The sequence below is a fragment of the Duganella sp. HH101 genome, assembly GCF_001758795.1.
Classification (GTDB): domain Bacteria; phylum Pseudomonadota; class Gammaproteobacteria; order Burkholderiales; family Burkholderiaceae_D; genus Rugamonas; species Rugamonas rivuli.
Genome location: NZ_LRON01000006.1, coordinates 300,263 through 319,143 on the forward strand (window position 1 = coordinate 300,263; position 18,881 = coordinate 319,143).

18 protein-coding genes are annotated in these 18,881 nt (G+C 63.5%); 8 read left to right on the plus strand and 10 right to left on the minus strand.

Translation table 11 applies throughout. The features are described from left to right. Positions 1-2 precede the first annotated feature (2 nt). Positions 3-2,360, minus strand: a complete 2,358-nt coding sequence (locus tag DUGA2_RS12635) for a DNA translocase FtsK (protein ID WP_070269599.1) — start codon at positions 2,358-2,360, stop codon at positions 3-5. A gap of 184 nt (positions 2,361-2,544) precedes the next feature. Here DUGA2_RS12635 and trxB point away from each other — a divergent pair, with 184 nt between their 5' ends. The 4 genes from trxB to DUGA2_RS12655 all read left to right on the plus strand — a co-directional run bounded on the left by trxB (position 2,545) and on the right by DUGA2_RS12655 (position 5,358). Further along, a complete protein-coding gene (trxB, locus tag DUGA2_RS12640) occupies positions 2,545-3,498 on the plus strand; it encodes a thioredoxin-disulfide reductase (protein ID WP_070269600.1) in 954 nt (317 codons plus the stop codon). A 3-nt stretch (positions 3,499-3,501) separates the two neighbouring features. After that, positions 3,502-4,170, plus strand: coding sequence for a Smr/MutS family protein (locus DUGA2_RS12645; protein WP_070269601.1), 669 nt, complete (start codon positions 3,502-3,504; stop codon positions 4,168-4,170). 81 nt (positions 4,171-4,251) lie between these two features. Then, a complete protein-coding gene (locus tag DUGA2_RS12650) occupies positions 4,252-4,890 on the plus strand; it encodes a trimeric intracellular cation channel family protein (protein ID WP_008447024.1) in 639 nt (212 codons plus the stop codon). An 18-nt stretch (positions 4,891-4,908) separates the two neighbouring features. Next, positions 4,909-5,358: a GNAT family N-acetyltransferase gene (locus DUGA2_RS12655; protein WP_070269602.1), complete on the plus strand. Its 450-nt coding sequence runs from the start codon at positions 4,909-4,911 to the stop codon at positions 5,356-5,358. Here the strand turns inward: DUGA2_RS12655 and DUGA2_RS12660 are convergent. From DUGA2_RS12660 to DUGA2_RS12685, 7 genes are all read right to left on the minus strand, one after another. After that, complete coding sequence (locus tag DUGA2_RS12660) at positions 5,355-5,627, minus strand: PIN domain-containing protein (protein ID WP_229214672.1); 273 nt, start codon at positions 5,625-5,627, stop codon at positions 5,355-5,357. The two genes, DUGA2_RS12655 and DUGA2_RS12660, sit on opposite strands and share 4 nt — an antisense overlap. Before the next feature lie 123 nt (positions 5,628-5,750). Then, positions 5,751-6,011, minus strand: a complete 261-nt coding sequence (locus tag DUGA2_RS32600; protein WP_071658896.1) for an antitoxin — start codon at positions 6,009-6,011, stop codon at positions 5,751-5,753. An 82-nt stretch (positions 6,012-6,093) separates the two neighbouring features. Further along, the gene (locus DUGA2_RS12665; RefSeq protein WP_229214673.1) at positions 6,094-7,509 is read right to left on the minus strand and encodes a sulfatase; all 1,416 of its coding nucleotides are present in this window, start codon (positions 7,507-7,509) and stop codon (positions 6,094-6,096) included. Positions 7,510-7,522: 13 nt separating this feature from the next. Then, on the minus strand, positions 7,523-9,919 hold the full coding sequence (locus tag DUGA2_RS12670) for a TonB-dependent receptor (protein ID WP_070269603.1): 2,397 nt from the start codon (positions 9,917-9,919) through the stop codon (positions 7,523-7,525). Between the two features lie 125 nt (positions 9,920-10,044). Then, entirely contained in the window at positions 10,045-11,460 is a 1,416-nt protein-coding gene (locus DUGA2_RS12675; protein ID WP_070269604.1) for an aryl-sulfate sulfotransferase, read from the minus strand. A 136-nt stretch (positions 11,461-11,596) separates the two neighbouring features. Next, complete coding sequence (locus DUGA2_RS12680) at positions 11,597-11,935, minus strand: P-II family nitrogen regulator (RefSeq protein WP_008447011.1); 339 nt, start codon at positions 11,933-11,935, stop codon at positions 11,597-11,599. Positions 11,936-12,046: 111 nt separating this feature from the next. Continuing rightward, entirely contained in the window at positions 12,047-14,110 is a 2,064-nt protein-coding gene (locus tag DUGA2_RS12685) for an NAD(+) synthase (RefSeq protein ID WP_070269605.1), read from the minus strand. A 127-nt stretch (positions 14,111-14,237) separates the two neighbouring features. Here DUGA2_RS12685 and DUGA2_RS12690 point away from each other — a divergent pair, with 127 nt between their 5' ends. Beyond that, positions 14,238-15,371: a GNAT family N-acetyltransferase gene (locus DUGA2_RS12690; protein ID WP_070269606.1), complete on the plus strand. Its 1,134-nt coding sequence runs from the start codon at positions 14,238-14,240 to the stop codon at positions 15,369-15,371. A gap of 9 nt (positions 15,372-15,380) precedes the next feature. Here the strand turns inward: DUGA2_RS12690 and DUGA2_RS12695 are convergent, their stop codons facing one another. Then, positions 15,381-15,989: a PEP-CTERM sorting domain-containing protein gene (locus DUGA2_RS12695; RefSeq protein ID WP_229214674.1), complete on the minus strand. Its 609-nt coding sequence runs from the start codon at positions 15,987-15,989 to the stop codon at positions 15,381-15,383. Between the two features lie 306 nt (positions 15,990-16,295). Between DUGA2_RS12695 and DUGA2_RS12700 the strand changes: the two genes are divergently transcribed. After that, positions 16,296-16,886: a Crp/Fnr family transcriptional regulator gene (locus DUGA2_RS12700; protein ID WP_008447004.1), complete on the plus strand. Its 591-nt coding sequence runs from the start codon at positions 16,296-16,298 to the stop codon at positions 16,884-16,886. Positions 16,887-16,929: 43 nt separating this feature from the next. Here the strand turns inward: DUGA2_RS12700 and ppa are convergent, their stop codons facing one another. After that, complete coding sequence (gene ppa / locus DUGA2_RS12705; protein WP_008447002.1) at positions 16,930-17,472, minus strand: inorganic diphosphatase; 543 nt, start codon at positions 17,470-17,472, stop codon at positions 16,930-16,932. Between the two features lie 195 nt (positions 17,473-17,667). Between ppa and DUGA2_RS12710 the strand changes: the two genes are divergently transcribed. Both DUGA2_RS12710 and DUGA2_RS12715 read left to right on the plus strand, forming a co-directional pair. Next, positions 17,668-18,459, plus strand: coding sequence for a thioredoxin family protein (locus tag DUGA2_RS12710; protein WP_070269608.1), 792 nt, complete (start codon positions 17,668-17,670; stop codon positions 18,457-18,459). Then, entirely contained in the window at positions 18,446-18,709 is a 264-nt protein-coding gene (locus DUGA2_RS12715) for a hypothetical protein (RefSeq protein ID WP_070269609.1), read from the plus strand. The genes DUGA2_RS12710 and DUGA2_RS12715 overlap by 14 nt, the downstream gene beginning before the upstream one ends. Positions 18,710-18,881: the final 172 nt, after the last annotated feature.

The window sequence follows — 18,881 nt, forward strand, 5'->3', positions numbered from 1 at the left end:
TTTTATTCTGCACTGGCAGCCGGCACCAGGATGTCGCGGTTGCCGTTCGACTGCATGGCGGAGACCACTCCGCTATTTTCCATTTGTTCCAGCAAGCGCGCCGCGCGGTTGTAGCCGATGCGCAGATGGCGCTGCACCAGCGAGATCGATGCGCGGCGGTTCTTCAGCACCACCTGCACCGCCTGGTCGTACATCGGATCGGCCTCGCCGCCCGCCTCGCCCGCCTCGCCGGATGCACCGCCGCCCTCGCCCTCCAGCGTACCGCCTTCAAGGATGCCGTCGATGTAGTCCGGCTCGCCGGTGGTCTTCAAGTGCTTGACCACGCGGTGCACCTCGTCATCCGACACGAACGCGCCGTGCACCCGCACCGGCAAGCCCGTGCCCGGCGGCATGTACAGCATATCGCCCATGCCGAGCAGCGCTTCCGCTCCCATCTGGTCCAGAATCGTGCGCGAGTCGATCTTCGACGACACCTGGAAGGCGATACGGGTCGGAATGTTGGCCTTGATCAGGCCGGTAATCACGTCTACAGATGGGCGCTGCGTCGCCAGTATCAAGTGCAGGCCGGCCGCACGGGCCTTCTGCGCGATACGGGCAATCAGCTCTTCCACCTTTTTGCCGACGACCATCATCAGGTCGGCCAGCTCGTCGATGATGATGACGATGGTCGGCAGTTTTTCCAGCGGCTCCGGCGAATCCGGCGTCAGGCTGAACGGATTCGGGATGTGCTCTTCCCGCTTCTTCGCCTCGGCGATCTTGGCGTTGTAGCCGGCCAGGTTGCGCACGCCCAGCTTGGACATCAGCTTGTAGCGGCGCTCCATCTCGTTGACCGCCCAGTTCAGCGCGTGGCCGGCCTGGCGCATGTCGGTGACGACCGGGGCCAGCAGGTGCGGGATGCCTTCGTACACCGACATCTCCAGCATCTTGGGATCGATCAGTATCATGCGCACGTCGGCCGGGTCGGACTTGTACAGCAGCGACAGGATGGTGGCGTTGATGCCCACCGATTTACCCGAGCCGGTGGTACCGGCCACCAGCAAGTGCGGCATCTTGGCCAGGTCGGCCACCACGGCCTTGCCGGCGATATCCTTGCCCAGCGCCACGGTCAGCGGCGATGGATTGTCGTTGTAGACCTTGGAGCCGACGATCTCGCTCAGGCGCACGATCTGGCGCTTGGGATTGGGCAGCTCCAGCGCCATGTAGTTCTTGCCCGGAATGGTCTCGACCACGCGGATCGACGTCAGCGACAGCGAACGCGCCAGGTCGCGCGCCAGGCCGACGATCTGGCTGCCCTTGACGCCGGTGGCCGGTTCGATTTCATAGCGCGTAACGACCGGGCCCGGATAGGCCGCCACCACCTTGGCTTCGACGCCGAAGTCGGACAGCTTCTTCTCGATCAGGCGGCTGGTGAATTCCAGCGTCTCGATCGACACAGTTTCCTGCACCTCGGCCGCCTCGTCCAGCAGGGACAGGGCCGGCAGGCGGCTGTCGCCGTTCAGGTCCTGGAACAGATTGGCCTGGCGCTCCTTCTCGACGCGCTCGGACTTGACCACCGTGACCACCTGCGGCTCGATCTTGACCGGCGGCGCCGCCACCGGGTGCTTCTCGACGTGCTTGGCGCGCTCGATGACCACCACTTCCTCGCGCTTGACGGCCGCGACCTCGCCCTGGCGGCGGTCTTCGCGGTACTGGTAGCGCTGGATGAACCAGTCGATCGCCGTCTCGATGCCGGCGCCGATGCGCTCGGCCAGCGTCAGCCACGAAACGTGGAAGAACAGGCTCAGCCCCAGGCCGAACATCAGCAACAGCAACAGCGTGGCGCCGGTGAAGCCGAACGCGACGTGGGCCGAATGGCCGATCAACTGGCCCAGCACGCCACCCGGCGCGCGCGGCAGTTGCACATGCAGCGTGTACATGCGCAGGTATTCCAGCCCGACGCTGCCGACAAACAGCAGCAGGAAGCCGATGGTGCGGATGATGGGTTCCTGCGCGTGTTCCGGCTCCGGCTCGCGCGACAGCACGTATTTCTGCGTCAGGCTGCGATAGCCGAGCCAGACGATGCGCAGCACGTAGAACGCCCACCACCAGGCGGAAATGCCGAAGATGTACAGCAGCAGGTCGGACAGCCAGGCGCCGGCGCGCCCGCCCAGATTGTGCACCTTGGGCACCAGCGTGCCATGGGACCAGCCCGGGTCCATCTTGTCGTAGCTGACCAGGATCAGCACGAAATACAGGCCCAGCACGGCCAGCGCCAGCCAGCGCGCCTCCGACAGCAGCCGCACCAGCCGGTTGGGCAGGGGCTGGCGTTCGGTCGGGGTGCGGGTATAGGCGGAAGAACCGGTGGAAGTCGCTTTCGGCATGCGTTCCTGAACTTTTTTACTACTCATAGGTATAAAGGTGTTGCAATGTTATCGGTCAGGAAATATCCATATACGGGTATTCTAAGGCATCTGGGCTGCAACTGGCCCGACGATTCATCCTGATGCGCAGCTTGAACTATAATCTTGCATTGCCTGCTCATTCAACATATACAGAAGCCATCCCATGACCACTCCTAAACATGCCCGCGTCTTGATCCTTGGTTCCGGCCCCGCCGGCTACAGCGCCGCCATCTACGCCGCCCGCGCCAATCTGAAGCCGATGCTGGTGACAGGCGTCGAACAAGGCGGCCAGCTGATGACCACCACCGACGTGGAAAACTGGCCTGCGGACCCGATGGGCGTACAAGGCCCGGACCTGATGCAGCGCTTCCTGCAGCACGCGGAGCGTTTCAATACCGACATCGTGTTCGACCACATCCACACCGTCAAGCTGCAGGAAAAACCGATCCGCCTGATCGGCGACAGCCATGAATACACCTGCGACACGCTGATCATCTCGACCGGCGCCTCGGCACAGTACCTGGGCCTGCCATCGGAACAAGCCTTCATGGGCAAAGGCGTGTCCGCCTGCGCCACCTGCGACGGCTTCTTCTACCGTGGCCAGGAAGTGGCCGTGGTCGGCGGCGGCAACACCGCCGTCGAGGAAGCGCTGTACCTGTCCAACATCGCCACCAAGGTGACGCTGATCCACCGCCGCGACAAGTTCCGCGCCGAAGCCATCCTGATCGACCGCCTGAACGCCAAGGTTGCCGAGGGCAAGATCGTCATCAAGTACAACCACACGCTGCAGGAAGTGCTGGGCGACGACAGCGGCGTCACCGGCATCAAGATCGCCTCGACCGATAACGGCGCCGTCACCGACCTGACCGTGCACGGCCTGTTCATCGCCATCGGCCACAAGCCGAACACCGGCATCTTCGAAGGCCAGCTGGACATGCACAACGGTTACATCAAGACCAGGACCGGCACCGAAGGCATGGCCACCGCGACCAGCGTACCGGGCGTGTTTGCCGCCGGCGACGTGCAGGACCACATCTACCGCCAGGCCATCACCAGCGCCGGCACCGGCTGCATGGCCGCGCTGGACGCCCAGCGCTATCTGGAAGGCCAGGAGTAAATCGTGGGCTTGAAAGACTTCGCCGACCTGAAATCCCTGAGCAAGCAGCTCAAGGAACAGGCTGACGCGCGCGCGGCCGCCGAGGCCGAGCGCGCCAAACAGGAAAAAACCCGGGCGGTGGAGGCGAATATCTTCCAGTCCAGCCTGGGCGGCGTGAAGCGCATGCCGGTGTCGGACCGCTACGTGCCGTCGCTGCCGAAGTCGGCCGCTACGGCCGCGGCGCCGGCCCGCAAGCTGACCCAGGCCGAGGACGACGCGGCCGTGCTGCGCGAATCGCTGTCCGACCTGTTCGAAGTCGATCACTACCTGGAAGACGATCCATCGCTGAACTACGCCGCCCCCGGCGTCGGTCCGGATGTGGTGAAGAAGATGCGCAAGGGCCACTGGCCGGTGCAGGATGAGCTGGACCTGCACGGCCTGCGCCGCGACGATGCGCGCGACGCGATCGGCGATTTCCTGCGCAAGTCGGCCATGCGCAACCACCGTTGCGTGTGCGTGATCCACGGCCGCGGCTTCGGCTCCAAGGGCCAGGAGCCGGTGCTGCGCTCCATGGTGCACAGCTGGCTGGTGCAGAAGGAAGAAGTCGTGGCCTTCTGCCAGGCCCGTTCGTCCGAAGGCGGCGAAGGCGCGCTGATCGTGTTGCTGCGCGCCGCGCTCAAGCCCGTCCGCTGACGTTCCAATTAAGAAACAATATTACACGTAGTCGGTTTGTCATGTTAACCTACGAACATTGCAACCTTGTTCGTAGCCTACATGAAGCACGTCCCTGTTCCGCACGTTTCCCTGATCACTGTCATCGAGATTGTCGCGATTCTGGTGGGCGCGTTTTCCGGCTTCGTTGAGGCGCGCCGCAAGCGCATGGACGTGGTCGGCGTGTTCACGGTGGCCTTCATCACCGCGTTCGGCGGCGGCACGCTGCGCGACATCCTGCTCGACCGCAGGCCGCTGTTCTGGGTGCTGCACCAGGAATACGCGATCCTGATCTTCATCCTGGCGCTGGTCGCCGCCCCGTTGATGCGCACCTTGCGCCAGATTCTTTCCGAACGCCTGATCGTGGTGGCCGACGCCATCGGCCTGGGCCTGTTCGCCGTGGCCGGCGTGTCGCAGGCGCAGGCGGCGCACATGCCGCTGTTCATCGCCTCGATGATGGGTGTGATCACCGGCATCTTCGGCGGCGTGCTGCGCGACATCGTCTGCAACGAAGTGCCGATGGTTTTCCGCGACGGCAAGCCCTACGCCATCTGCGCCTTCTTCGGCTGCTGGATGTACATCGGCCTGCAGTACACCGACGTCTCCGACGACTTCGCATTGTGGGCCAGCGCCGCCACCATCACCGTGCTGCGGCTGGTCACATGGAAGTTCGAGCTGCACGTCCACTACCACAAGAACTGATTTATGGAAGAACAACGCATGAGCAACATCAGCATCCGCCAGGCCGCGCTTTCCGACATCGAAGCGTTGTCGGTCTTGTTTGACGGCTACCGCCAGTTCTACGGCCGCGACAGCGATGTGGCGGCGGCCAGGAAATTCCTGGTGGAGCGTTTCAGCAACGGCGAATCGGTGCTGTTCATCGCCCACGACGGCGCGGAGCCTGTCGGCTTCACCCAGCTGTACCCGAGTTTTTCCAGCGTCTCGCTGGGCCGGATTTACATCCTGAACGACTTGTTCGTCAACGCGTTGGGACGGCGCAAAGGCGTTGGCGCCGGATTGCTGTCCGCAGCGGTCGATTTTGCAAAAGAAGTCGGCGCCATCCGCCTGGCGCTCTCCACAGCCAACGACAACGCCACGGCTCAAGCGCTGTACGAATCCAAAGGCTGGGAGCGTGACGAAGATTTTTTCTACATCTACCCTACTCGCTAACGGGTCCAATCCTCGATCTGCAGCATAGGTACCTGTCCAAAAGACTTGTCATTAGTGACCAAGATCGCACCTGCATTGAACGCATGTGTTGCGATCAGCAAATCAAGAGGCGAAAGAATTTTTCCTTGGGACTCCATTAGCGCCCGCACGCTGCCGTAGTTCCTCGCCACGGCACCATCCCACGGCAGCACCTTGATACGCTTTAAAAACTCCACCACGACGACTTGCAACCATCGAGCGTTCGGCCGCTTGGACAGACCAAACTGCAATTCCCCCCTCGGTAATCGCTGAAATGCACAGCGACGCTATCGGCAATCTCTGCAGGTGCCGACCAACAACGGGGTGAGCCCGAATCAAATGGCTCACTATATTGGTGTCGAGCATGTAAAGCGTCATTCACACCACCCGGCAAATGGATCGCGCTCCTGTACTCCCTGCCGACGTTCTTCGGGGCTGAGAAAATCGGCAGGCACATTGGCTCGCTTCACCGCTGCAAAAAAACTATCCCAGTTATCTAGACGCGACGACAGGATGACGTCCCCAGTCACCGGATCTTTTCGAATGTAAACCTCCTTGGAATCGAACCGATAATCCGCGGGCAGACGTACCATCTGGGCGCTACCTTTGATAAAAAGTTTTGCAATGTGACTCATAACGACCTCCCTGGAGCACACACGAAGGTGTATCCCAATACTACGCCCATCAGACATCAGACGCCGCTAAAGTCAACGCACGTCAATCGGCCACGCTGCCCGCCGGCGGCACACCGTAGCGGTCTGCCTGCACCTTGCCGCTGACGCCGTGCGTGCGCACGTCGGCGGTGATGGGCAGCATGTCCTGGTTCCACTGCTCCCATTGCGCCTTCAGCTTCGCGAACACTTCGGGATGGCGCTTGGCCAGGTTGGCGCGCTCGCGCTGGTCCTTGACCACATCGAACAGGAACTCGTTGCCGCCGATTTTCAGATACTTCCAATTGCCCGAACGGATGGCGCGCTGCGCGTTGGCTTTGTAGCGCCACAGCAGCGTGCGCTCCTGCGGCCCGGCCTGGCCCAGCAACACCGGCAGCAGGTTGCGACCGTCGGTCGGATACGCGGGATCGGGCGCGCCGCCGGCCGCCGCCAGCAAGGTCGGCAACCAGTCCATGCTGATCGCCACCTGCTCCGACACCTGCCCCGCCGCGATCTTCGCTGGCCAGCGCACGATGGCCGGCACGCGGATGCCGCCTTCCAGCAGCTCGGTCTTCTGCCCCGTCAGCGGCCAGGTCTTCGAGAAGCGCTCGCCGCCGTTGTCGCTGGTGAAGATGACGATGGTGTTCTCCGCCAGCCCCTTGTCCTCCAGCGCCTTCAGCACGCGGCCTATCGACGCATCCAGCGATTCGACCATGCGGCCATAGGTAGCCAGGTCGCCGCCGTCGTAGTGGAAGATGTTGTCGATGTCGCGAGAGATGGCCTCGTCGCCCGGACCTTCCCACGGCCAATGCGGCGCCGTGTAATGCAGCGACAGCAGGAAAGGCTTGCCGGCCTGCTGCTTCTGCACGAAGTCCACCGCGCGCGCGCCCAGCAGATCGGTGTAGTAGCCGATCTGCTGCACCGGCACCTCGCCCTCGTACAAATCCTCCTTCACCTGCGGACCCACGCCCGGCTTGTGCGTGAAGTAGTCGATGGCGCCGCCGTAGTTGCCGAAGAAGCTGTCGTAGCCGCTCTTGAGCGGACCGAAGGTCGGCAGGTAGCCCAGGTGCCACTTGCCGATCAGCGCCGTGCCGTAGCCCTGCTTCTTCAGCAGCGACGGCAGCGTCGGATGCGTGCGAGGCAGGCCCAGCGTGTCAGAAGCGCCGGCGATCGGCTCCTCCAGCCCGCCGCGCAGGCGGTACTGGTAGCGGCCGGTGATCAGCGCGAAGCGCGTGGCCGAGCACACGGCCGAGTTGGCGTAAGCCTGCGTGAAGCGTATGCCCTGCCCCGCCAGCTTGTCCAGGTTGGGCGTGCGGATATCGGTCTGGCCGTAGACGCCCAGGTCGGCGTGGCCCAGGTCGTCGGCCAGGATGAAGATGATGTTGGGCTGTTCCTTGCCGGCGGCCAGGCCGTTCGGCAGATAGCCGGCCAGCGCCAGCGCAGGCAGGGATTTCAGGACGCGGCGGCGGTTGTTATTCGTCATTCATGGTCTCCAATCAAAAGTCTGCGCGGGCGGTCACGCCAACCTGGCGGGGCGTTCCGATCACGGCGTTATAGGCGCCCGGGTTGGTGTTCCAGGTGCTGGTGTAGTAAGTCTTGTCGAACACGTTCTTGGCCCAGACGGAAATATCCCATCGGGCCTGGCCGTTTTTCACTTTCACGCCGGCCGACAGATTGGTCAGGCTGTAGGCGGGAATGCGCGAGTACTCGGAAGCGTCCAGCGTACCGTAAGTGCTGCTGCGGTAGGCATAATTGACGTTGGCGTAGCCTTCGACATTGGCCTCCAGCGTGCGCGCGTATTGCGCGCTGAGGTTGCCGATCCAGCGCGGCGCATTGACCAGCGCGGCGCGGCCGGACAGGTCGCAGGAAGCGCCGGGACGCTCGCTCGGGCACGGGGCGTTCTTGTACTCCTTGTACTTGACGTCGTTGAACGAACCGTTGGCGCCCAGCGTGAAGCCGCGCACCACGACGAAGCTGGTGTCCAGCTCCAGGCCGCGGCTGCGCACATTGCCGGCGTTGGTCAGGTAGGACGTGGCGCTGACCGGGTCGTAGGCATTGCTCTGGTAGCCCTTGACCTCGTTCCAGAACAGGCTGGCGTTGACCTGTGCGCGGCGCTCCAGCAGATTGCTCTTGATGCCCAGCTCCAGGTTGTTGGCCTTCTCGTTGTTGACCTTGAGCGAGGCAATGCCCGCCGCGCCCGGCACCGACAGATTGATGCCGCCGGATTTCTCGCCGTGCGAGATGCTGCCGAAAGCCAGCACGTCGGTATCGACCTTGTAGGCCAGCGTGACCAGCGCCGACGGGCTGAGGTTGTTCAGGTGGACATCGCCCGAGTTGTAGACGCCGTAGCGGGTATTGCGCGATGCCAGCGCCGGGCCGCTGACGGCGGCGCCGCCGGTCGGCGCATCGCGCGTCACCTGGGCGATCTTGTCTTCGTAAGTGGCGCGCAGGCCGCCGGTCAAATCCCACTTCGGATCGATGTGCCAGATCGACTGGCCGAACAAGGCGTAGCTGTTGACGCGCAAATGGCCGTTGCCGATGCTGGTGACATTGCTCCACGCGCCGGCCGGCGTGGCGTTGAACTTGTCGGCCAGCGGCCCGTTGTAGGTGAAGCTGACGTTGTCCAGGTTTTGATAATAGTAGTACGCGCCGATCACCGATTCCACCGGCCGGCCCAGCGGCGTGGCCAGGCGCACTTCCTGCGTGAACTGGCGGTGCCGCGCCGAGGCGCCCACGTTCAGCGTGACCGGCACGTCGAGGCCGTCGTCATTATGCGGCGTGAAGTTCCAGAAGCGGTAGGCGCTGATGGAGGTGAATTTGTAGTCGTTATCCAGCTTCCAGTTGACCTCGCCGGAGACGCCGCCCTGGTGCACGTCGACATGCGAGCCGCTGTCCAGGTTCACTGCGCGCTTGGCCGGGTCGGTGATCGGGTGGCCGCCGACGGCCGCGGCCTGACTCAGGAACTTGCCGCCCGGGCCGGCGCTGTAGAAGATCAGCGTGCCGTTGTTGGAGTCCTCGACGTTGTAGTCGGCGATCAGGCGCGCGCTGACTTTGTTGTTCGGCTCCAGCAGCAACTGGGCGCGCACACCTTCGCGGTCGCCGCCCTGCACCTTGCTGTTGTTGTAGACGTTGGTGATGTAGCCGCCTTCGTGCGTCTTGTAGGCGGAGATGCGGCCGGCCGCCGTGTCCGAGAACGCGCCCGAGATCACTGCCTTGGCCTGCACATAATCCTGCTGGCCGAGCGACAGCTGGGCGCTGTTCTCGCTGCGGAAGGTGGGTTGTTTGGTGGTGATGTTGAGCACGCCGGCGGTGGTGTTCTTGCCGAACAGCGTGCCTTGCGGGCCGCGCAGCAGCTCCAGTTGCTGGATGTCCAGCGCATCGAAGGCGGCCATGCCGGGACGGGCCAGGTAGACGTTATCCAGGTAGACGCCGACGCTGCCTTCCAGCCCGTCGCTGGCCGGGTTGTTGCCGAGGCCGCGCACGGCAAAGCTCATCTGGCGGGCGTGGACGTAGTTGACCGTCGTACTGGGCAGCAGCTGCTGCAAGTCCTGCACGCGGTAGACGCGGTTGCCTTCCAGTGCGCTGCTGTCGAGCACGCTCATCGAGGTCGGCACGCTTTGCGAAGTCTCGTTGCGGCGGCGCGTGGAGACGGTGACGCGGGCCACCACTTCCAGCGATGCATCGGCTGCGGCTGCGGCTGCGGCAGCGGCGGCGGTCGCGGCAGGATCTGCGGCGCCCTCGGCCGCATCTGTTACGGCGGCCACTTCGGCGGCAACGCCGGAGACGGCCGACACGCCCAGCGCTGCGGCGTTCTGTGCCTGCACCGGCGCGGCGGCGACCAGCAGGAGTCCGTATGCCGCTGCGACGGCGGCGGCCAGTTTATTCTGTTGCATAGTCATCTTCCATTCAAATAAGCGGGCGTGAACCGCCCCGCACGCCGGCATGAAGGCCGGCGCGTTCTGTTGTTGTAGGTATGTGATGGCGCTGCCGCGATCGGCAGCGCGGGGCGTGTTCGCGCTTAGTTCGTGGCTACGCGGAACTTGCCTGGCTCCGGCGGCGTGACCGCTTTTTCGGAACGCGGAGTGCCTTCCGGCACCCAGTTGTACGGCACCGGTTGGGCGCGGTACAACCAATTACTCAACACCGGCTTGCCCGCGCCGGCGACCGGCGTCGGCGCGAAGTACGGGCTGACATATTCCCAGGCGATGTCGCCCTTGCTCGTCACCTGGAAGATGCGGCCGTTCATGCCTTCATCGATCAGCGTGTTCCCGTTCGGCAGGCGGCGCGCGCTGCTGATGAAGGAGCTGTAGAAACTCCACTCCGGTCCGTTCGAATCGCCGCCCGTGTATTCCCACACGATCTGCCTGGTGATCGGATCGATCTCCAGCACACGCGAACGCGGCTGCACGCCTACGCTGACGCGCGGATAGCCCGCCTCGCCCTGGTTGTCGAACACCAGGATGTGGCCCGCGCCCGGCAAGCCCGGCTCGATCAGGTGCGCGTCATGCTGGCCGACGATCTGGTCCACCGGGCGCGGCAGCACACGCGGACCGCGCACCTGCGCCGGATAGTCCGGCCCCAGCGACCACACCACCTTGCCGGTCTGCTTGTCGAGGATGACGATGAAGTTGGCCTCGCGCGAATCAATCAGGATGTTCTCGGGATGGAAGCGCTGGTCGCCCGCGTCGAACCAGCGGTTCGGGCCCAGCACCGACATGTTGTTGATGTGCAGGTAGTCGAACGGCGCAGCCTTGCCGCGTGGCGAGTAGCCGTTCTTCACCAGCTTCAGCGATTCCGGCTTGAAGCCGAACTCGTTCAAATGATCGGACGCCACCCACTTCCAGACGATGTCGCCGCCCGGCGTGACTTCGTAGATTACGTCATCGAGCACCTGCGGCGCGGCGAAGCCCGCCACCGGATGCACGAGGTTGGCCAGCACCAGCGTATTGCCGTTCGGCAGACGGCGCCAATCGTGGTGCTGCTTGGCGCTGCCGCCGGGCACTTGGGAAGACGCCTTGCCTTCGACCGGCGCCGCATACGCATCCTGCGCGCCGCCTGCCGCGCCCCATTGCCAGATCACTTTGCTGTTCCAGTCCAGCTCACCGATGGCCTGGTTGCGCAGGCCGTTGCCCTCGTTCGAGGTGCCGGTGGTGCTGGCCAGCTGCACCAGCACGTGGCCGCGCTTGCCACCCGTCAGGGCCGGGTCCAGCAGCACCGGCGGGAAGCCTTCGGCATTCCAGCGGTGCACCTCGTTGCCGTTCATGTCGATCAGATGGGTATTCTTGTCCTGGCCGCTGAAGATCACGTAGCTGTTGTACGCGGTGGCGGTGTCGTAGCGGGTGACGCCGGTAGGATAGACGCTGGGCGCGGCGCCCAGGTTGGCTGCGACGGTGAACAGCGACAGTGCAGCAAGTGTACGAGTGCGAGTGGTCATGACACGAGTTCCCAGTGAGTGGACAGTGTGTCTATATTACTAATCCACGTAGAAAACTCGAACTAATATAACCAAACATCGTTATACAAAAAATGCCGGATAAGCCGGCATTTTTTGATCGCAAAGCAAAGCTGGATTACACGGCGTCGGCGCCGGTTTCGCCGGTGCGGATGCGGATCACCTGCTCGACGTTCTGCACGAAGATCTTGCCGTCGCCGATCTTGCCGGTGCGGGCTGCCTTGATGATGGCGTCCACCACCTGCTCGGCCACGCCGTCGTCGACCACGACTTCGACTTTTACTTTCGGCAGGAAGTCGACCACGTACTCGGCGCCACGATACAGTTCGGTGTGGCCCTTCTGGCGGCCGAAGCCTTTGACTTCGGTAACGGTCAGGCCGGTGACATTCACTTCGGCCAGTGCTTCGCGCACCTCGTCCAGTTTGAACGGCTTGATCACAGCGGTAATCTGTTTCATGACTTCTCCTTATTTTGTTTAAATCGAAAATCTGTAGCCGGGCGAGCCGCGAGCCTTGGTTCTATTGTAATCGACACGCACACGCTGTCCATCAACGTATGCGAATACCGGTCAATTCCTTTCATCCTGCACCGGAATGGAGCGCAATTCCTCCAGCCATACAACGCTTTGCGCATCGCTGGGCGCGCGCCAGTCGCCGCGCGGCGACAGCGAACCGCCGCTGCCCACCTTTGGTGCGTTCGGCACGCAGCTGCGCTTGAACTGGCTCGTGCGGAAGAAGCGGTCCAGGAAGATGCCCAGGTTGTGCTTGATCGCGCCCAGGCTGTACTGGTTGCGCGCGACGTGGTCGCCGTCCGGCCAGCGGCCCTGCTCCTTGTCGTGCCATGCGGTCAGCGACAGGAACGCCACCTTCGATGGACGGAAGCCGAAGCGCAGCACGTAGTACAGGTTGAAATCCTGCAGCTCGTAAGGGCCGATGGTGCTTTCGGTGCGCTGCTCCGGCTGGCCGTCCGCCGTGCCCGGCACCAGCTCGGGGCTGATCTCGGTGCCCAGGATGTCGAGCAGCACCTGCGCATCGTTGCGGCCGATCACGCCGGACTCGGCGACCCAGCGCACCAGGTGCGAGATCAGCGTCTTCGGCACGCTGGCGTTGACGTTGTAGTGCGACATGTGGTCGCCCACGCCGTAGGTGCACCAGCCCAGCGCCAGCTCGCTCAGGTCGCCGGTGCCGCAGACGATGGCGTGGTGGTGGTTCGCCAGGCGGAACAGGTGGTTGGTGCGTTCGCCGGCCTGCACGTTCTCGAACGTGATGTCGTACTGCGCCTGCCCTTCCGCGTACGGATGGTTCAGATCCTTCAGCATCTGGATGCAGCTCGGGCGGATGTCGATTTCCTGCGCCGAGCAGCCGACCAGCTTCATCAGCGCATGCGCCTGCGTCAGCGTGCGTTCGCTGGTGGCGAAGCCGGGCATGGTGTAGGCCAGGATGTTGGTGCGCGGCAGTTTGAGCTTGTCCATCACGCGCGCGCAGACCAGCAGCGCGTGCGTCGAATCGAGGCCGCCGGAAATGCCGATGACGATCTTCTTGATATTGCTGGAGGTCAGGCGCTGCGCCAGCGCCTGCACCTGGATGTTGTAGACCTCGTTGCAGCGCTCGTCGCGGCGGCGCGCATCGGACGGCACGTACGGGAAGCGCTCGATGCAACGCTTGAGCGCCAGCGGTTCTTCGCGGCCGATCTCCAGCTCGAAGAACACGGTGCGGAATTTGTTGACCTCGGCCGCGTGGCGCTGCACCGATTGCGCGAAAGTGTTCATGCGCATGCGCTCGCGCGACAGGCGCTCCAGGTCGATGTCGGCAAAGGTCAGCGTGGCTTCGTCGGCGAAGCGCTTGGACTCGGCCAGCAGCTCGCCGTTCTCGCAGATCACGCCCTGCCCGTCCCAGGCCAGGTCGGTGGTCGATTCGCCGCTGCCGGCCGAGGTGTACAGATAGGCCGAGATGCAGCGCGCCGATTGCTGCGACACCAGCTGGTTGCGATAGCCGGCCTTGCCCACCAGCGCGTTCGACGCCGACAGGTTGACCAGCACGGTGGCGCCGGCCAGCGCCGCGAACGACGACGGCGGGATCGGTACCCACACGTCTTCGCAGATCTCGACGTGGAATTTGAACAGCGGCATGTCGGCCACTTCGAACAGCAGGCCGGAGCCGAACTGCACGCGCTCGCCCAGCAGGTCGATCTCGGTGGCGACGGCGTAGTCGCCGCTGCTGAACTGGCGGGCGTCGTAGAACTCGCCGTAGTTGGGCAGGTAGCTCTTCGGCACCACGCCCTGGATCTGGCCGTTGGCGATCACCACCGCGCAGTTGTACAGCTGATGCTCGACCCGCAGCGGCACGCCGACCACCAGCGCCAGCTTCCATTGCACCGAGGCGGCGACGATGCTGTCGAGCGCGTCCAAGCAGCCGTCCAGCAAGGCGCGCTGGTGGAACAGGTCGTCGCAAGTGTAGGCCGACAGGCCCAGCTCGGGGAAAGCCACCAGCGCCGCGCCTTGCGCGGCGGCCTGCTCGGCCAGGGCGATGGTCTGGGCGGCGTTGTAGGCGGGGTCGGCGATCCGGCAGACCGGCGCGGCGATGGCGACGCGGGCGAAATCGTGGGTGTACAGATTCAGGAAATTCGAGGTCATGTGGAGTCTTTCACGGGCACATCGGATAGACAAAATCGAATTATCGCACGGGGACAGCGGTGCCGCCGCCAACAGACACGGCCCAGATAGGCTAGACTTGCGCCAACATCAAGGGCCGGAGGCAGGCGTGGCAGAAGCAGAGTTTACGATCATCAATTCGCTCGACGGCGTCGACCCCGCGCAATGGCAGGCGCTGGCCGGCGACAACCCGACGCTGAGCCACACTTTCCTGCACGCGCTGCACGACAGCGGCTGCGCCGCCGAGGACACCGGCTGGACGCCGCGCTACCTGGTGCTGCACCGCGACGGCGTGCTGGACGGCGCCATGCCGCTGTACCTGAAGGATCACAGCCGGGGCGAGTACGTGTTCGACCACGCGTGGGCGGACGCCTTCCACCGCAACGGCATCGAGTACTACCCCAAGCTGCTGTCGGCGGTGCCGTTCACGCCGGTGACGGGCAGCCGCCTGCTGGCGCGCACGCAGGAAGACCGCCAGCTGCTGGCGCGCGCGGCGCTGCAGGTGGCGCGGCAGCTGGGCACCTCGTCGCTGCACATCCTCTTCCCCGACGAGCAGGACAAGCAGGCGCTGGCCAAGGCCGGCTTCATGCTGCGCGAGGGCGTGCAGTTCCATTGGGAGAATGCCGGCTATGCGGATTTCGAAGCCTTCCTGTCCAGCATGAAGATGGAGAAGCGCAAGAAGATCCGCCAGGACCGGCGGCGCGTGCTCGATGCCGGCATCGCCTTCGAGCACCTGGCGGGCGCGCAGATCGGCGCCGGGGTGCTGGAATTTTTCTACAGCTGCTACGTGTCGACCTACCACGCGCATTATTCGACACCGTATCTGTCGCTGGAGTTTTTCGAGCGCTTGCTGCGCGAGACGCCGGACAGCATGATGATGGTGCTGGCCAAGCGCGGCGACGCGCCGGTGGCGGCCGCGCTGAACCTGGTGGGCGGCGGCATCATGTACGGGCGCTACTGGGGTACGCAGGAATTCGTCTCGGGCCTGCACTTCGAAACCTGCTATGTGCAGTCTATCGATTACTGCATTCGGCACGGCCTGGCGCGCTTTGAAGGCGGCGCGCAAGGCGTGCACAAGATGTCGCGCGGACTGGTGCCGACGCCGACCTGGTCGGCCCACTGGGTGGCCGACCCGCGCTTTGCCGACGCCATCGCCGACTTCCTGCAACAGGAAACGGCAGCCATGGACGAATACATCGATGAGCTCGGTGAGCGCACCCCGTTCAAGGCACAGCTGCCCTAGCGTACCTGCTTACGCTGCGTTGCGGCGGCGGCGCGCGGCGGCGCCCATCACGGCCAGGCCGGCGAGCAGCATGCCGTAGGTTTCCGGTTCGGGCACGGCAGTCACGTTCAGGTCGGTCAATACCACGCCGCCCGAGCCGCCCAGCTGGCCAGGGCAATTGGCCGAATTGCACGGATCGAACACGATGCGGCCCACGTTCACTGCGGGAATCGACAACGTGAACCACTGATTGCCGGCATTGGTGCCGAACGTCGGCGAGTACCAGGTGCCCAGCAGCGCATTGCTGCCGAAGGCGTAAGCGGTGATGCCGAAGGCGTCCGGATCGCCGGCGCCGTCGCCGGCACGGATCGAGATGTTGCTGACCGCATGCGCGAAAGTGAACGTGATGTCGCTGTCGCCGCCACCGCCGGCAAACAGGCCGCCGCCATACGCATCCGTGTACGCCAGGCTGCCTGCCTCGGAAGTCATGGTCAGGTCGCCGAAGGTCGCATTCTCGTAGTTGTGACCGTCGGTCATGAAGGTGCTGAAATCGTAGTTGGTGGCGGCGGCGCCTGCGCTCCAGCCCAAACCAAGGCACAGTCCGGCGGCGGCCAGCAAACGAGTCATTGATGTCGTCATAAAATTCCCCATTAAATTAATTGTAAAAAATACAAATTTAATAGTACGTGGTTATTATTTTTACATCAAGCAATATGTAACAAATTGGCATAAAACCGCAACAAAGCGGGCGGCGGCATGGAAACGCCCAAACGGTTAGAATGGTAGCGTTAACTATTATCTTCCCGGGGATGAAACCAGTTTGCTTCACAGCAATTTCAATCGGGCCTATACTCTGTGCCCCTTGGAGGGTTTTATCAGGAACGTGGCAAGCAAAGCATGAATGCAGATTTTATAAGACAGCGTGAACGGTTCAAGACCGCCACGATGAAGCGGATCGACGTCAGCGATGAATCCTACAGCAACGTGACCGAGCTTCTGGCGCCTATCGCCAAGCCCTTCCACGTGCGCAAGGGAGAATACCTGCAACGTGCCGGCGTGCCGGCCACCCAGGTGCACTGGATCAGCGGCGGCGTGGTGCGCAGCGGCTTCTTCAACCGCGACGGCCTCGAAGTGACGCTGCGTTTCTACCGCGAGGGCGAATCGGCCACCACGCTGACCGACCTGATCGCCGGCGAGAACGGGCAAGCGGCGGTGCAGTTCCTGGTGGCGGAAACGCCTATCCATGGTTTCACCCTCGATTGGAAACGTTCCTGCGAACTGCGCGCGCAGCACGAGGTGATGCAGCACTACCATCTGAACATCGCCATGCACGGCCTGCAGACGCTGGCGCAGCGCGCCTACACCAATGGCGAGACCTCGGCCCACGAGCGGCTGGCGGCCTTCCGCGAAGAGTATCCGGGGCTGGAGGCGCGCATCTCGCAGCGTGCCATCGCATCCTACCTGGGCATCACGCCGCAATACATGTCGCGCCTGCGGCGCGAGGCGGAAGCGGCCAGCGGCGCACCGCGCGGTTGATAAAAAAAAGCCCCTTGCGGGGCTTCTTTACTGGTCGCGTGAGTTACGCAATACCGTTTTCTTTTTTGTAAGCGGCAACGCCGCTCAGGATCTCTTCCTTGGCTTCGTCCGGACCGTACCAGCCGTCGATCTTGACCCATTTGCCTTTTTCCAGGTCTTTGTAGTGCTCGAAGAAGTGCTGGATCTGGCGCAGACGCAGTTCGTTCAGGTCTTCCGGCTTCTGCCAGTGGCTGTAGATCGACAGTACTTTGTCGACCGGCACGGCCAGCACTTTGGCGTCTTCACCGGCTTCGTCGGTCATCTTCAGCACGCCGACAGGACGGCAGCGCACTACCACGCCCGGGATCAGCGGGAACGGGGTGATGACCAGCACATCGACCGGGTCGCCGTCTGCGGACAGGGTGTTCGGCACGTAGCCGTAGTTGCATGGGTAGTGCATGGCGGTGCCCATGAAACGATCGACGAAGATCGCGCCCGATTCCTTGTCTACTTCATACTTGATCGGATCGGCGTTCATCGGGATTTCGATGATGACGTTGAAATCGTTCGGCAGATCGCGGCCGGAAGATACTTTATTCAAGCTCATGGGGGTTTCCTCGTAAGTGCTGACAAATGTTTAACCGCGTAATTATAGCGAACTACAGCCCGCTTGTGCAGCGCAGCAGCGCCGTGACGTGGCCGAACGCCGGTTTCACGACAATCTTGTTACTCCCCGCTGCGCTGCCGAAGGCATAAAGTCGTCCTGCGGCGCCTATCCCTGGCGCCTCCAAAGGAGACTGCAATGACCAGTACTATCAGCAAAATCAGTCGCAAGGCGCAGACCGCCGGAACCTTGAGCCACGCCGTCGTATCCCCCGCCCAGTGGCTGCAACAACGCCAGGCCTTGCTGGCGCGCGAGAAGGAACTGATGCGCCTGCACGACCAGGTCGCCCGCGAACGCCGGGCGCTGCCGTGGGTGCGCGTGGAAAAAAACTACGTGTTCGACACGCCGTCAGGCCGGCGCACGCTGGCCGATCTGTTCGAAGGCCGCAGCCAACTGGTGGTGCAACACTTCATGTTCACGCCCGGCGCCGGGCAGGGATGCGCCCACTGTTCCTACATGGCCGACCATACCGACGGCGCCCTCGCCCACTTGGCGCAGCGCGACGTGACCTTCGTCGCCATCTCGCGCGCGGCACTGGACGACATCGAGCGCTTCCGCCACCGCATGGGCTGGCGCTTCAACTGGGTATCGTCGGGTGATGGCGATTTCAACTACGACTTCCGCGTCAGCTTCCGGCCCGAAGAGCTGGCCAGCGGCGCAGTCGACTACAACTACCAGCGCCAGTCCCTGAAAAATCCCGACATGCCCGGCGTCAGCGTGTTTTGCAAGGATGACGACGGCGTGGTCTACCATAGCTACTCGACCTACGGCCGCGGCGTGGAAGTGATGATGCACACCTATAACTTCCTCGACCTGACCCCGCTGGGCCGCCACGAGGAAGGCCTGCCCTACACGATGGCCTGGGTGCGCCACCACGACCGCTACGAGGCCGCGCCGGCGGCGTCCGCGTGCTGCCATGCGCAGGCATGAACAGGCGCTGCGGGCGATGACGCCGATCGCGGCCGGTCACGCCGCCTCGGCCGCCATGATGACGGCGCTGCACGGCGCCGGCCTGATGCTGGCGCCGGTGCTGGTTCCGCTGTGCGGCAGCGACGGCACCGTGCGCGAGGTGGCCGTGGCGGGCTCACAGGCGCTGGCGGCGTGCGCCATGCACGCGGCGGCGATGCTGGGCATGACCGCCGCCGTCAACGCGCTGCTGAAACGGTACTACGCGATATAACCCCCTTGGGTTTGCAATGCATGGTGAGCGGACTCAATAGCGAAACCCGACGATTCGCCTAAACTGAGGATTTCGGGATCGGCACATGAAACCAGCTAAAAGCAAGTGGCTTGCCTATACCGGAATCGTCGGGCTGATCCCGATTATGGCGCGGCTGCTAGCGTGGGTTGTT